The organism is Streptomyces sp. TRM70350 (genome assembly GCF_019219825.1).
In the GTDB taxonomy this organism is placed as follows: domain Bacteria; phylum Actinomycetota; class Actinomycetes; order Streptomycetales; family Streptomycetaceae; genus Streptomyces.
Genome location: NZ_JAHUXH010000007.1, coordinates 198,631 through 212,103, shown reverse-complemented (window position 1 = coordinate 212,103; position 13,473 = coordinate 198,631). Strand labels below are relative to the sequence as shown.

12 protein-coding genes and 1 riboswitch are annotated in these 13,473 nt (G+C 70.8%); of the genes, 7 read left to right on the top strand and 5 right to left on the bottom strand.

Translation table 11 applies throughout. From position 1 onward, the window contains the following. Window positions 1-152 precede the first annotated feature (152 nt). Window positions 153-294, top strand: a riboswitch (SAM riboswitch). Between the two features lie 18 nt (window positions 295-312). From thrC to KWI83_RS14160, 5 genes are all read left to right on the top strand, one after another. Continuing rightward, window positions 313-1,602 (top strand): threonine synthase, encoded by a 1,290-nt coding sequence (gene thrC, locus KWI83_RS14180; RefSeq protein ID WP_218514707.1) that lies wholly within the window; start codon window positions 313-315, stop codon window positions 1,600-1,602. 116 nt (window positions 1,603-1,718) lie between these two features. Beyond that, window positions 1,719-1,994 carry a ubiquitin-like small modifier protein 1 gene (locus tag KWI83_RS14175; RefSeq protein WP_141312348.1) on the top strand — a complete coding sequence of 92 codons (276 nt, stop codon included), beginning with the start codon at window positions 1,719-1,721 and terminating at the stop codon, window positions 1,992-1,994. Between the two features lie 439 nt (window positions 1,995-2,433). Beyond that, window positions 2,434-2,637 (top strand): cold-shock protein, encoded by a 204-nt coding sequence (locus tag KWI83_RS14170; RefSeq protein ID WP_004986573.1) that lies wholly within the window; start codon window positions 2,434-2,436, stop codon window positions 2,635-2,637. A gap of 316 nt (window positions 2,638-2,953) precedes the next feature. Beyond that, the gene (groL, locus tag KWI83_RS14165; protein ID WP_218514706.1) at window positions 2,954-4,576 is read left to right on the top strand and encodes a chaperonin GroEL; all 1,623 of its coding nucleotides are present in this window, start codon (window positions 2,954-2,956) and stop codon (window positions 4,574-4,576) included. Window positions 4,577-4,775: 199 nt separating this feature from the next. After that, window positions 4,776-5,903 (top strand): NADH:flavin oxidoreductase, encoded by a 1,128-nt coding sequence (locus KWI83_RS14160; RefSeq protein ID WP_218514705.1) that lies wholly within the window; start codon window positions 4,776-4,778, stop codon window positions 5,901-5,903. Between the two features lie 251 nt (window positions 5,904-6,154). Here the strand turns inward: KWI83_RS14160 and KWI83_RS14155 are convergent, their stop codons facing one another. Then, window positions 6,155-6,724, bottom strand: coding sequence for a hypothetical protein (locus KWI83_RS14155; protein WP_218514704.1), 570 nt, complete (start codon window positions 6,722-6,724; stop codon window positions 6,155-6,157). A gap of 55 nt (window positions 6,725-6,779) precedes the next feature. Here KWI83_RS14155 and KWI83_RS14150 point away from each other — a divergent pair, with 55 nt between their 5' ends. Both KWI83_RS14150 and KWI83_RS14145 read left to right on the top strand, forming a co-directional pair. Then, complete coding sequence (locus KWI83_RS14150; RefSeq protein WP_218514703.1) at window positions 6,780-7,445, top strand: class I SAM-dependent methyltransferase; 666 nt, start codon at window positions 6,780-6,782, stop codon at window positions 7,443-7,445. Between the two features lie 584 nt (window positions 7,446-8,029). Beyond that, window positions 8,030-8,956: a methyltransferase, FxLD system gene (locus KWI83_RS14145; RefSeq protein WP_308122059.1), complete on the top strand. Its 927-nt coding sequence runs from the start codon at window positions 8,030-8,032 to the stop codon at window positions 8,954-8,956. A gap of 114 nt (window positions 8,957-9,070) precedes the next feature. On the opposite strand, the gene KWI83_RS14140 is transcribed toward KWI83_RS14145, so the two are convergent. The 4 genes from KWI83_RS14140 to KWI83_RS14120 form a co-directional block, all read right to left on the bottom strand. After that, window positions 9,071-9,604, bottom strand: a complete 534-nt coding sequence (locus KWI83_RS14140) for a putative immunity protein (RefSeq protein WP_218514702.1) — start codon at window positions 9,602-9,604, stop codon at window positions 9,071-9,073. A 49-nt stretch (window positions 9,605-9,653) separates the two neighbouring features. Beyond that, window positions 9,654-11,354 carry a PTS transporter subunit EIIC gene (locus KWI83_RS14135; protein ID WP_256362226.1) on the bottom strand — a complete coding sequence of 567 codons (1,701 nt, stop codon included), beginning with the start codon at window positions 11,352-11,354 and terminating at the stop codon, window positions 9,654-9,656. Between the two features lie 16 nt (window positions 11,355-11,370). Next, window positions 11,371-12,306, bottom strand: coding sequence for an N-acetylmuramic acid 6-phosphate etherase (gene murQ / locus KWI83_RS14125; protein ID WP_218514701.1), 936 nt, complete (start codon window positions 12,304-12,306; stop codon window positions 11,371-11,373). 153 nt (window positions 12,307-12,459) lie between these two features. After that, window positions 12,460-13,452 (bottom strand): MurR/RpiR family transcriptional regulator, encoded by a 993-nt coding sequence (locus tag KWI83_RS14120; protein ID WP_218514700.1) that lies wholly within the window; start codon window positions 13,450-13,452, stop codon window positions 12,460-12,462. Window positions 13,453-13,473: the final 21 nt, after the last annotated feature.

Sequence of the window (13,473 nt, the reverse complement as noted above, 5' to 3'; positions counted from 1 at the left end):
TTCTCTCGGCGAGTGGACGAGGTCTGTGATCCATCTCGCGGTTCGGACGGCTGTCTCAACTGTCCTGGCCTTCGGTTACAGTCTTGAACAACGCTGATGACCATCGCATGTCGGGGGTCGTTCGCGCTCACCACCGCACAACAACCGCATACAGCTCATCCAGAGGGGCAGAGGGACACGGCCCGGTGAAGCCCCGGCAACCCCCCTGATTCCGGACTCGTTCACGCGAGGCTCCCGGTCAGGGAAGGTGCCAATTCCGTCTCGCGGCGAGATGCGTCGTGAGGAAGATGAGGAGAAAGGGCCTCGCCTCACATGGCTGTGCAGACTGTCGAAAGCAGCACCAGCAACCCCACCGTCGACCTCGGTCCCGCCGCGGCGCTGTCCTGCCGCGAGTGCGGCCACCGCGTCCCGCTCGGCCCGGTCTTCGCGTGCGAGGAGTGTTTCGGCCCGCTGGAGATCGCGTACGACTTCTCCGCGTACGACGCCGAGGAGCTCCGTCAGCGCATCGAGGCGGGCCCGTCGAACATCTGGCGTTACGCGCCCCTGCTGCCCGTCCCCGCCGACGTGGCCGACAAGCCGAACCTGAACCCCGGCTGGACCAAGCTGGTCAAGGCCGACCACCTCGCCCGTGAACTCGGCGTCGAGCCCGGCAGGCTGTTCGTCAAGGACGACTCCGGCAACCCGACCCACTCCTTCAAGGACCGTGTGGTCGCCCAGGCCCTGGAGGCCGCGCGGGCCTTCGGCTTCACCACCCTCTCCTGCTCCTCCACCGGCAACCTCGCCGGGGCCGTCGGTGCCGCCGCCGCGCGCGCGGGGTTCCGTTCCTGCGTGTTCATCCCGCACGACCTGGAGCAGGGCAAGGTCGTCATGGCCGCGGTCTACGGCGGTGAACTCGTCGGCATCGAGGGCAACTACGACGACGTGAACCGCTTCTGCTCCGAGCTGATCGGTGATCCGGCGGGCGAGGGCTGGGGCTTCGTCAACGTCAACCTGCGGCCGTACTACGCGGAGGGGTCCAAGACCCTGGCGTACGAGATCTGCGAGCAGCTCGGCTGGCGGCTGCCCGACCAGATCGTGGTGCCGATCGCGTCCGGCTCCCAGCTGACGAAGATCGACAAGGGGCTGCAGGAGCTGATCGGGCTCGGGCTCGTCGAGGACAGGCCGTACAAGATCTTCGGGGCGCAGGCCGAGGGGTGCTCGCCGGTGTCGACCGCGTTCAAGGCGGGGCACGACGTGGTGCGGCCGCAGAAGCCGAACACCATCGCCAAGTCGCTGGCCATCGGCAACCCGGCGGACGGGCCGTACGTCCTCGACATCGCGCGCCGCACGGGCGGCTTCGTGGAGGACGTGACGGACGAGCAGGTCGTGGACGCGATCAAGGTGCTGGCGCGGACCGAGGGGATCTTCGCGGAGACGGCGGGCGGGGTGACCGTCGGGGTCACGCGCAAGCTGATCGAGAACGGTGTGCTGGATCCGACGCTGACGACCGTCGTGCTGAACACCGGGGATGGGCTGAAGACGCTGGATGCGGTGGCGGGGACGGGTCTGACGGCCACCATTCGTCCGAGCCTCGCGTCCTTCCGTGATGCTGGGCTGGCGTAACAAAGCTTTGTACATCGTCTGCGGGCCGGTTGGGGCTGGTCGCGCCCGCGCGGCGGAGCCGCACATCGAATACAGCCCCGCGCCCCTGGGGGCGTCACCTGACCGGAGGTTTCAACGTGAGCGTTACCGTTCGCATCCCCACCATCCTGCGTACCTACACCGGCGGCCAGGCCGAGGTCTCCGCCGAGGGGGCGACCCTCGGTGAGGTGATCGCCGATCTGGAGAAGAACCACACCGGGATCGCCGCCCGGGTCCTGGACGACCAGGGCAAGCTGCGGCGGTTCGTCAATGTGTACGTCAACGACGACGACGTCCGTTTCGAACAGGGGCTGGAGACGGCCACCCCGGACGGTGCCGGCGTGTCGATCATTCCGGCGGTGGCCGGCGGCTGAACCGCCCGTGCGTTACCGTGAGTAATTTCGGTTACTGCATGTTCATCGAATTGCCCCCTCCGTGAGAGAAGCGGAGGGGGCAATTCAGTGTGGTTGAGCGCGGTAGAGTTGGGGAACGCGTCGCCGCTCGGCATGCCGGACGCATATGAGTTCCGGTTCCGCTGCGATGAGAAGTAGCCAAAGTGTGTGGCTCTTTTGCGCCTTTCATTCCTTTTGTGAGGCCCGACTTGCCCTGAATCCGGGCGAATCCTCCGTAAATTACCGACCGTCCGCGCCCAGATTTCTCGTCCGATTGACCTGTTGCAGACGGCAGTTGGACAGATACATTCAGCCGCGGTCGACGCGTTCCGGCGCACGCCCCCAATCAATGGGGGGTGAGGTCTGACCCGGATCCGCGAAGTGTGGATCTGTGCAAGGGCCAGTAATAGGGGAGTTAGGCATGGCTCAGGGCACCGTCAAGTGGTTCAACGCGGAGAAGGGGTACGGCTTCATCGCGGTCGACGGTGGTGCGGACGTCTTCGTCCACTACAGCGCGATCCAGATGGACGGCTATCGGACCCTCGAAGAGGGCCAGCGGGTCGAGTTCGAGATCTCGCAGGGCCAGAAGGGCCCGCAGGCCGACATGGTTCGCGTCACCGCCTAAGCGCGCGACCACCGCATGTGACGTTTCTGTTCGAAGGGCCCGTGCCTCCCGGGGGTGCGGGCCCTTCGGCATGCCCGCCGTCTGCCGTGTTCGCGGCGGCGCAGACCCGGCCGGATCCCGGGAGCCGCTTGCACTCGGCAGGGGCGAGTGCTAATCATTGGCGTTAGCACTCTGAAGGTGAGAGTGACAAAGAAGGACCGGGTCGGTGAGGCCGCAGGCCGGGTGGGGCAAGGAACCACAAGGCAGGCGAGCCGTCCGTCGCGGGCGCGGGCGCGGTCCGAAGTAATCACCCCCAGTCCTGGAGGGACCACTTCACATGGCCAAGATCATCGCGTTCGACGAGGAGGCGCGGCGGGGCCTCGAGCGCGGCATGAACCAGCTCGCGGACGCCGTCAAGGTGACCCTCGGCCCCAAGGGCCGCAACGTCGTCCTTGAGAAGAAGTGGGGCGCCCCCACGATCACCAACGACGGTGTCTCCATCGCCAAGGAGATCGAGCTGGAGGACCCGTACGAGAAGATCGGCGCCGAGCTGGTCAAGGAAGTCGCCAAGAAGACGGACGACGTCGCCGGTGACGGTACGACCACGGCGACCGTGCTGGCCCAGGCCCTGGTCAGGGAGGGTCTGCGCAACGTAGCCGCCGGCGCCAACCCGATGGCCCTGAAGCGCGGTATCGAGAAGGCCGTCGAGGCCGTCTCCGGTGCGCTGCTCGACCAGGCCAAGGAGGTCGAGACCAAGGAGCAGATCGCCTCCACGGCCTCCATCTCCGCCGCCGACACCCAGATCGGTGAGCTGATCGCCGAGGCCATGGACAAGGTCGGCAAGGAAGGCGTCATCACCGTCGAGGAGTCCCAGACCTTCGGTCTGGAGCTGGAGCTCACCGAGGGTATGCGCTTCGACAAGGGCTACATCTCGGCGTACTTCGCCACCGACATGGAGCGCATGGAGGCGGTGCTTGAGGACCCGTACATCCTCATCGCCAACTCCAAGATCTCCAACGTCAAGGACCTGCTCCCGCTCCTGGAGAAGGTCATGCAGTCGGGCAAGCCGCTGCTGATCATCGCCGAGGACGTCGAGGGCGAGGCCCTGTCGACCCTGGTCGTCAACAAGATCCGCGGCACCTTCAAGTCCGTCGCCGTCAAGGCCCCGGGCTTCGGTGACCGCCGCAAGGCCATGCTCGGCGACATCGCCATCCTCACGGGTGGCGAGGTCATCTCCGAGGAGGTCGGCCTCAAGCTGGAGAACGCGACCCTGGACCTCCTGGGCCGCGCCCGCAAGGTCGTCATCACCAAGGACGAGACCACCATCGTCGACGGCGCCGGCTCCGCGGAGCAGGTCGCGGGCCGCGTGAACCAGATCCGCGCCGAGATCGAGAACAGCGACTCGGACTACGACCGCGAGAAGCTCCAGGAGCGCCTGGCGAAGCTGGCCGGCGGCGTGGCCGTCATCAAGGCCGGTGCCGCCACCGAGGTCGAGCTCAAGGAGCGCAAGCACCGCATCGAGGACGCCGTTCGCAACGCGAAGGCGGCCGTCGAGGAGGGCATCGTCGCCGGTGGTGGCGTGGCCCTGCTCCAGGCCTCCCAGGTGTTCGAGAAGCTGGAGCTGGAGGGCGACGAGGCGACCGGCGCCCAGGCCGTGAAGCTCGCCCTGGAAGCCCCGCTGAAGCAGATCGCGATCAACGCCGGCCTGGAGGGCGGCGTCGTGGTCGAGAAGGTGCGCAACCTGACCCCGGGCCACGGCCTGAACGCCGCGACCGGCGAGTACGTCGACCTGGTCAAGGAAGGCATCATCGACCCGGCGAAGGTGACCCGTTCCGCCCTGCAGAACGCCGCCTCCATCGCCGCGCTCTTCCTCACCACCGAGGCCGTCATCGCCGACAAGCCGGAGAAGGCCGCCGCGCCTGCCGGTGGCGGCATGCCGGGCGGTGACATGGACTTCTGATCCTCCCGAGGATCGGACCCGTCCGTACATACCGAGGGCGGCACTCCCTGGAGACAGGGGGTGCCGCCCTCGGGCGTGTCCGGGATCACATCGCAGGCCGGGAAGGGGCGGAATGCGGTGCCCGGCGAGGCAGTTCATGCTGTGCAAGTATGCATGCGCATCTACCGCCCCATCGTCGGCTACTCCGAGGAGCCCCCACGTGACCGTCACCGCGTCCTCCGTCTCCCGAGCGACCCAGGTCCTCGCCCGCCCCTTCACCGTCGGCGGTCTGACCGTCCCGAACCGCATCGTGATGGCGCCGATGACCCGCAAGTTCTCCCCGGGCGGCATCCCGGGCGCGGACGTGGCGTCGTACTACTCCCGTCGTGCCGGAGCGGGCGTCGGTCTGATCGTCACCGAGGGCACGTACGTCGGCCACCAGTCCGCGGGGGAGAGTGACGACATCCCGCGCTTCCACGGGTCGGAGCAGCTGGCCGGATGGGCGAAGGTCGCCGAGGAGGTGCACGCGGCGGGCGGGAAGATCGTGCCGCAGCTGTGGCACATCGGCATGGTGCGCCGGCAGGGCGCCCCGCCCTTCCCCGATGCCCCGGCGCTCGGCCCGTCCGGGCTGCGGCTGGACGGCACCGAGGGCACCGGCAAGGCGATGACCCGGCAGGACCTGGACGACGTCGTCGCCGCCTTCGCCGAGGCGGCCGCCGCGGCCGAGCGGATCGGATTCGACGGGGTGGAGCTGCACGGCGCCCACGGCTACCTCATCGACCAGTTCCTGTGGGCCGGAACCAACCGCCGTACGGACGCCTACGGCGGTGACCCGGTCGCCCGTACCAGGTTCGCGGCGGAGATCGTGGCCGCCGTACGCGCGGCGGTCTCCCCGGACTTCCCCGTCCTCTTCCGCTACTCGCAGTGGAAGCCGGACGCCTACGACGCGAGGCTCGCCGAGACCCCGGAGGAGCTGGAGGCGATCCTCACCCCGCTCGCGGCGGCCGGTGTCGACGCCTTCCACGCCTCCACGCGCCGCTACTGGCTGCCGGAGTTCGAGGGCTCGGACCTGAACCTCGCGGGCTGGACCAAGAAGCTCACCGGCAAGGCCGCCATCACGGTCGGGTCCGTCGGGCTGGACGGGGACTTCATCAAGGCGTTCCAGGGCGAGGGCGCCGGGGTCGGCAGCCTCGACAACCTGCTCGACCGGCTGGAGCGCGACGAGTTCGACCTGGTGGCCGTGGGGCGGGCGCTGCTGCAGGACCCCCAGTGGGCGGCGAAGGTGCTCGCGGGCCGGTTCGACGAGCTGGCGCCGTACGACGTGGCGTCGCTGGGGGCGCTGAGCTGAGCCCCGGGTGACGGGGGCGGTATCCGGACGCCACCGGTGCCGCCCTCTTTGCGTGGCCTTGACCGCGGTCGGCGCGGGAGCGGCGCTGCTCACCTTCGCGGTCGCGGCGTTGCTGCCGCGCCGGAACGCGGGCGATCAGGCGCCCGAGGCGGCCACTTCGGCGGCGCACAGGCCGCTGTCCGAATCCGCGAGGGCGTAGTCGGCGAGGGCGTAGTCCGCGAAGGCGTAGTCGGCGGAGACGTAGCCGGCGATCACAGATTCCCCATCGGCTCGATGTCGATCCTCACCGGCGTCCCCCACACCCGCAGCACCTCGTAGTCGGTGAACTCGTGCACGAGCCGATACGCCATCGCGGGCCGCGAACCGCGCCGCTGGGCCGCCAGATACAGCTCGGCCTCCCGCCGGTCCCGGCGCGGGGTGCCGCACAACTGCCACTCCTGCCCGTTCCACAGCTCCGGCAGCCACCGCTGCTGGGGCTGTGGCCGGTCACCGCGCACGCCGTACCGGGAAGGCGCCGACTCGGTGGGCTGTGCGGGCGCGGCCGGCCCGTTGAACTCGGCACGCCGGGCGGCGCGACGCCGGGTCTCGCACAGCAGACACAGGTCGGGCGCGCTCTCGTCGACGGGCCCCGTCGGATGCTCGGCGCAGCGGGTGCTGGGCGCGGCGGTGGTGACACTCTCCTCCAGCAGGTCGAGCGCCCGCCGCAGATCGGCCTTGACCTCGTGCAGCCGGGCGTCCGGGGTGTCGGCGGTGAGGGCCTCACCATGCTCGCCGAGCAGCCGGAGGGCGCGGCCCAGGGCGGTGAGCTGGGCGTGATTCATGGTCGGTCGCCTATGTTCCTTCCCGAGTGACAAGAACCTACGATCGTACGGAGCAATGGTGGACGAACCCGAGCTTGGGAACGCACAGCGTGCGCACTGGCAGGAGGTGTACGCCGCCCACCCCGGGATGTACGGCGAGCAGCCGTCCACGGCGGCACTCCACGCGGCGACAGTCTTCCGCACGGCGGGATGCCGGACGGTCCTCGAACTGGGCGCGGGCCACGGCCGGGACGCCCTGTACTTCGCCCGCGAGGGCTTCACGGTCCACGCGACGGACTTCAGCGCGACGGCCCTGGACCAGCTCCGGAAGGCCGCGCGCGAGCAGGGCGTACAGGACCGGGTGACCTGCGAAGTCCAGGACGTGAGACAACCGTTGGCTCTCCCGGACGCCTCGGTGGACGCGGTCTTCGCCCACATGCTGCTCTGCATGGCGCTGACCACGCAGGAACTCCACACCCTGCTCGCGGAGACCCGCCGGGTCCTGCGCCCGGGCGGCGCCCTCGTCTACACCGTCCGACACACCGGAGACGCCCACTACGGCACCGGAACACCCCACGGAGACGACATCTGGGAGCACGGCGGCTTCGCGGTCCACTTCTTCTCGCGCGAACTGGTGAACGCGTTGGCGGAGGGCTGGGAACTGGTGGAGGTGCACGCTTTCGAGGAGGGCGAGCTGCCGCGCAGGCTGTGGCGGGTGACGCAGCGGGTGCCGACGGACTGAGGGCGGAGGTCGGCAACGGCCTGATGCCCCACACCGCACGGCCCAGGCCACCGCACGGCGACTCAGGCGACGCTCGCCGACCCGGCCTGCCTCACCCGGAACAGCGCCCCCACCCACACACCGCAAGCCGCTCATCTCACCCGGCGTGCACGCGACACGCTGACGCGCACCCCCAACCCCGGCCGACCACCCAGCCCACCCACACGCCCCTCACCGCGGCCACCCGCCTTTCCGGGCCGCCCGCTCGCTTCTTCCCCGTGCTTCCGCGGTCCGGGTCAAGGGTCGGCCGCAGGCCGATCGCCGCCAGGCGACGCGCAGCGACAGCGAAGCGCCCTTGATGCGGGCCGTGGAAGCACGACACTGCCAAGGAAGCGGGCGGCCCCAACGGCCACTCGGAAGATGACGGGTCGACCACGCACCTCAACCGCGCCGGAGTCCGCGCTCACCCCTCCCGAGACGCACCCTCCGGCCACACCACGTCAACCGGCAGCCCCGCCTCCCGAGCCTCGATGACGGTGTCCGCCGTGCCACCCCCCCTTGCCGCTGGGCGGCTCGCCGTCCGCGAAGGCGACAACGTCTTCGAGATCGGCGCCGGCACCGGCTACAACGCCGCCCTGCTCAAGCACCTCACCGGACCGTCGGGACAGGTCACCACGTGCGACATCGACCCCGACGTGACCGCCCACGCCCGCCGGATGCTGGACGCGAACGGATACGCCGACGTTCGCGTGGTCACCAGGGACGGCGCCCTCGGCGCCCCGGAGCGCGGCCCCTACGACCGGATGATCGCCACGGTCGGCATGTGGGACCTCCCCGGAGCCTGGTGGGACCAGCTCGCCGTCGGCGGACGCCTCGTGGTCCCGCTGCGATGGCGCGGGCTCTCCAGGGCCGTGGCCTTCCGGCGCGAGAAGGACCGGATGCGGTCCGACTCCGTCAAGATGTGCGGCTTCCTCCCGGTCATCGGCCAGGACGGAGAGCGGAACGACTACATCGACGACGACCGGCTCGTCAGGCTCTACTGGGACGAGGACCAGCCCATCGCCCCGGAACTTCTGCGCGACTCCCTCACCCGACCGAAGTCGGTCGTCCGGACCGACGCTACGGTTGGCCCCGCCGAGTCGTTCGACGGCGTCTGGCTGCGGCTGAGCGCCACCGAGCGAGTGACCTGCCGCATCACCGCAAAGCCCGCAGCGATGGAGGCCGGTCTCCACCGCCCCGCCTCACCAGCCCTGAGCCCCGCCCTCGTCGAGGGCGACTCCATCGCGTACCTCACTCTGGAGCGGACCGCCGAAGACCCTGGGGCAGAGCCCCGGTTCCGGCTGGGAGCCGTCGGCTACGGCCCGGCCGGCGCCGGTCTCGCCGAGCGGATCTGCGCGCAGATCCGCGCCTGGAGCCCGGCCCGGACCGCCGAGCCGGTGGTCACCGCCTACCCCGCGGACACGCCGGACAGCGACCTCGCCGACGGAGCCGTGATCGACCGGCCCTCCGTGCGGCTTGTCATCGCCTACTGATACGGCCGCAGGCGGGCGTGGCGTCGGCAGGTGAAGTCGTGCTGGGCCCCCAACCGGCAGGCTATCCGCACCCGGTAACGCCGGCTCACCGACAACGTGCGGGGGCGATGGCCCTCAGGCGCGCAGAGCCGCGTCGAGGTCGCGCATGAGTTCTCCCACGCGCCCGCCCCCGCCAGGTGCGGCGGGCAGACGGCCGAGCACCTCGGTGACCGCCGCCGGTGCGTGATGACGCGCCCATACGAGGGTCCCCGCCGTGACCGGCTGGTCTTCGCCGGAGGCCAGCTCCTCCGCTCGGGCCGCCTGCGCGGCCGCGCCGAGAATGTGCTTCACCTGGTGACTGCTTGCCTTGGGATGAAGGTACGCGGCGGCGGCCGCATGACTCGCCGCCCGTGCCGCGTCGGCCGCAACGGGCGAAGCGGCTCCCTGTGCCGCCTTGTACGCCGCCCACGCGCTCTGCCGCAGCGCGGCCGTGCGCCGGCCGCCACCCGCGAAAGCGTCCGCGGCATCGATCGCCTCGCGAGGGCGGGTGTCGGCGGGATGACTCTGCTCGAAGAGCGACAGCACCCTGCGCGCGCAGTCAGCGGCGTAGCCCGTGATCGCACGGAGTTCGTGTTCGCTCAGCTCTATCTCGTCCGAATGGGTGCGCACGCGCTCAATCCTGCCGTACGGCACGTCCGTTGAGAGCGGGCGAGTTCGGTCAAGCGGATCGCTCGGGTGTCCGGTTGTCGGACGCGGCCTCGGCGGCAGGCGTCAGCCCCACCGCGTACGTCGTCAGGAAGCCCGCCACATACCCCGTCAGCAATCCGCCCCCGTAGACCGCCGCCGTCACCCCCAACCCCCCACTCCCCGCCAGCAGCGGAAACAGCGCCCACCCCGACGGCCCGATCGCCGTCGCGCCCACCGTGTCGCCGAGCATCGCGAACACGCCGATGAAGGCGCCGCCCGCCGCGCCGCCCACGCAGGCGGTGAGGAACGGGCGGCCGAGGGGGAGGGAGACGCCGTAGATCAACGGCTCTCCCACCCCCAGCAGCCCGGCCGGAAGCGCGGATCTGATGGTCGTGCGGATGGAGGTGTCGTGGCGCAGCCGGACGTACACCGCGACCGCCGCACCCACCTGGCCCGCGCCCGCCATGGCGAGGATGGGGAGGAGGACGGTGTGGCCCTGCTGTTCGATGAGGGTGGCGTGGATGGGGATCAGGGCCTGGTGGAGGCCCAGCATGACCAGGGGGAGGAACAGGCCGCCCAGGACCAGCCCGGCGAGGGCTCCGGTCGTGGTGAGGAGCCAGTTCGCGGCGGTGCCGATCGCCGCCGAGAGGGCGCCGGCCGCGTACATGAGGCCGTACAGGGTCGCCAGGCCCGCGAGCAGGATCGTCACGGTGGGGGTGAGGAGGACGTCCAGGGTCTGCGGGATGCGGCCGCGGCACCACTTCTCGATGTACGTCCCCAGCAGCGCCGCCGCCAGTGCGCCCAGCACGCCGCCCTGGCCGGGGGAGAGGGACAGACCGAACGCCGTCACCTCCCCCACCCCCGGATAGACCACGATCGCCGCGACCGCGCCGCCGAGGACCGGTGTGCCGCCGAACTCCTTCGCCGTGTTGTGGCCGACGAACACCGCGATCAGGGCCATGAAGGCGGACGCGATGGTGCTGAGGGCGGGGGTCACGGCGGGCAGCCAACGCGCGTTGACCAGCAGGCCGTTGACGCCCGCGAGGATTCCGCAGCCGATCAGGGCGGGGATCAGCGGGACGAAGATGTTCGCCACGCGGCGCAGCGCCAGCTTCACCGGGGTCGCGTTGCGCCGCCGCCGTTCCTCCCGCAGCGCTTGCCCTTGGCGGGCCAGTTGCTCGGCCGCCGTCCCGTTGGGGGGTGCTTCTCCTTGGGCGGTCTGTTGCTCGGCTGCTGTTCCGTTCGGTGGCGGCTTCCCTGGTTGGGCCTGTTGCTCTGCCGCCGTCCCTTTCGGCAGCGCTTCCCCTCGGCGGGTCTGTTGGTCCGCTGCCGTCCCGTTCGGCTCAACTTCCCCTCGGCGGGCCTGTTGGTCCGCTGCCGTCCCGTTCGGCAGCGGCTCCCCTCGGTGGGCCTGTTGCTCTGCCGCCGTCCCGTTCGGCAGCGGCTCCCCCCGGCGGCCCAGCTGCTCCGCCGACCCGACGCTCAGCAGCCCCTCGAATTCCGCCGTCACCCGCGCCACCACCCCCGGCCCGAGCACCACCTGGTACGAGTCGCCGTCCACGACCACCCCCAGCACACCCGGCACCGCTCGCAGCGCCTCGTCCGCCACCCGGGCCGGGTCGGTCAGGCCCAGGCGGAGGCGGGTCATGCAGTGGGCGACGGAGGTGACGTTCGTGGGGCCGCCGACCGACGACAGGATCGCGGCGGCGACTTCGGCAGGGTCAGTGCGCATGACCCGAGCGTGCGGGTCAGCGGGCCGCCGCTCCGAGCGCCGCGCGCAGATGGCCGTCGGACTCCTCCAGAAGGCGGGCGGCCGTGCCGCCGTCCACCCCGCCGACGATCGTCAGGATGGCCGCTTTCACCTCGCCGTCGGTGGCGACGAGGGCCCGTTCGATCTCCTCGTCCGACGCGCCCGTGGCCAGGGCGACGATACGACGGGACCGGGCGCGCAGCTTCTGGTTCGAGGCGCGTACGTCGACCATGAGGTTCCCGTACGTCTTGCCCAGCCGGATCATCGTGATCGTCGACAGCATGTTCAGCACCAGCTTCTGTGCCGTACCGGCCTTCAGGCGGGTGGAGCCGGTGAGCAGTTCGGGGCCGACGACGATCTCGATGCCGTGGTCGGCGGCGGCCGCGAGGGCGCTGTGGGCGTTGCAGGCCAGCCCGACGGTCAGGGCGCCGCGCGCGCGGGCGTACTCGACGGCGGTGACGGCGTACGGGGTGCGGCCGGAGGCGGAGATGCCGACCACGGTGTCGTCGGGGGTCAGCCGCAGGGCGTCCAGGTCGTGCCGGGCCAGGTCGCCGGAGTCCTCGGCGCCCTCGACCGAGCTGACCATGGCTTCCGGTCCGCCCGCGATCAGGCCCACGACCCGGGTGGGGTCGGTGTTGAAGGTGGGCGGGCACTCGGAGGCGTCCAGCACGCCCAGGCGGCCCGCGGTACCGGCACCGGCGTAGACGAGCCGACCGCCGCGGGCCATCCGGGCGGCGATGTCGTCGATCGCCGCGGCGATCTTGGGGAGGCACCGGCCGACGGCGGCGGGGACGAGGGCGTCCTCGCCGTTCATCAGCCGCGCGATCTCCACGGTGGGCAGCCGGTCGATCTCGGCGAGCTCGGGCCGGAACGCCTCGGTGGTCAGGGACTCCAACTGTGCTTGCAGATCACGGGGGTCGGACTTGGAGGTCATGAGAAGGCGGCTCTTTCCAATATGGGTTCAGGTCATGCCGGCCAGGCGCGCGGGGCTGTGTCAATGTGCGGCTCCGCCGCGTGGGCGCGATCAGCCGTCGCCGGCCCGCAGACAACACACGGCATCAAGCCCTACGGCCTACCGCGCTGCGCGCTACCGCGGCCCACTCCGATGCCGATGAGCCAACGCCTCGTACGAAGCGGCCAGCGCCCCCGCCGCCGTCTCGTACGTCCGCTGCGCCACCCCCACGAACAGACAGTCCACCACCAGCAACTGACTGGTCCGCGACGACATCGCGGCGGGCCGCAGCTCGCTCTCCCGAGCCGTGGACGTCGTCAGCACATGGTCCGCGTACTGCGCGACGGGCCCGTCCGGGCGGCCGGTGATCGCCACGGTGGTGGCTCCGTGCTCGAAGGCCACCCGCAGCGGCTCGATGACGTCGACCGTCGACCCGGAGTGCGTGATCGCGACGGCGACGTCTCCGGCCCGCAGCTGCACGGCGTTGGTGACGGCAAGGTGCGGATCGCTGTGCGCGTGGGCTATGAGCCCTATGCGCAGCAGCTTCTGGGTGAGGTCCTGCGCGACCAGCCCGGACGCGCCGATGCCGTACACGTCGGTGCGCCGGGCGGCGGCGAGCGCGGTGACCGCCGCGCCGAGCTGCGCGGTGTCGAGTCCGGCCGCCGTGTCGGCGAGGGTCTGCTGTTCGTCGTGGGCGAGCTTGGCGACGACGTCGGCGATCGGGTCGTCGACCGCGATGTCGGTCGTTATGGCGGGGGCCCGCCCGGACTGCTGCTGGGCGGCGAGGCCCGCGAGGGCGAGGCGCAGGTCGCGGTAGCCGGGGTAGCCGAGGAGGCGGGCGGTACGGACGACGGTCGCCTCGCTGGTGCCGGTGAGCTCGGCGAGGCCGGTGACCGTGAGGGCCGCGCAGCCGGCCGGGTCGTTCGCCACGGCCTCGGCGACGCGCTGCATGGAGCGGGTCATGGAGGGGACGAGCGTGCGCACCTTGGCGGCGAGGGCGGCGGGCGCGGGCGGGGTGCTCCGGGGCCCATCGGCGCTGCCCGAAGCCCTGCCCGAAGTGCCGCCCGAGGCACTGCCCGAAGCCCTGCCCGAAGCACTGTCGAAAGTTTCCTTCACGTCACGGGTCACAGTTGAAAGATATTTTCGGCT

What these genes read in the sequence shown, in the direction of transcription:
- KWI83_RS14135 (WP_256362226.1), bottom strand. Translation starts at nt 11,354, where the DNA reads ATGCGCACTGACCCTGCCGAAGTCGCCGCCGCGATCCTGTCGTCGGTC.
- KWI83_RS14155 (WP_218514704.1), bottom strand. Translation starts at nt 6,724, where the DNA reads ATGAATCACGCCCAGCTCACCGCCCTGGGCCGCGCCCTCCGGCTGCTC.
- murQ (WP_218514701.1), bottom strand. Translation starts at nt 12,306, where the DNA reads ATGACCTCCAAGTCCGACCCCCGTGATCTGCAAGCACAGTTGGAGTCC.
- groL (WP_218514706.1), top strand. Translation starts at nt 2,954, where the DNA reads ATGGCCAAGATCATCGCGTTCGACGAGGAGGCGCGGCGGGGCCTCGAG.
- thrC (WP_218514707.1), top strand. Translation starts at nt 313, where the DNA reads ATGGCTGTGCAGACTGTCGAAAGCAGCACCAGCAACCCCACCGTCGAC.
- KWI83_RS14170 (WP_004986573.1), top strand. Translation starts at nt 2,434, where the DNA reads ATGGCTCAGGGCACCGTCAAGTGGTTCAACGCGGAGAAGGGGTACGGC.
- KWI83_RS14150 (WP_218514703.1), top strand. Translation starts at nt 6,780, where the DNA reads ATGGTGGACGAACCCGAGCTTGGGAACGCACAGCGTGCGCACTGGCAG.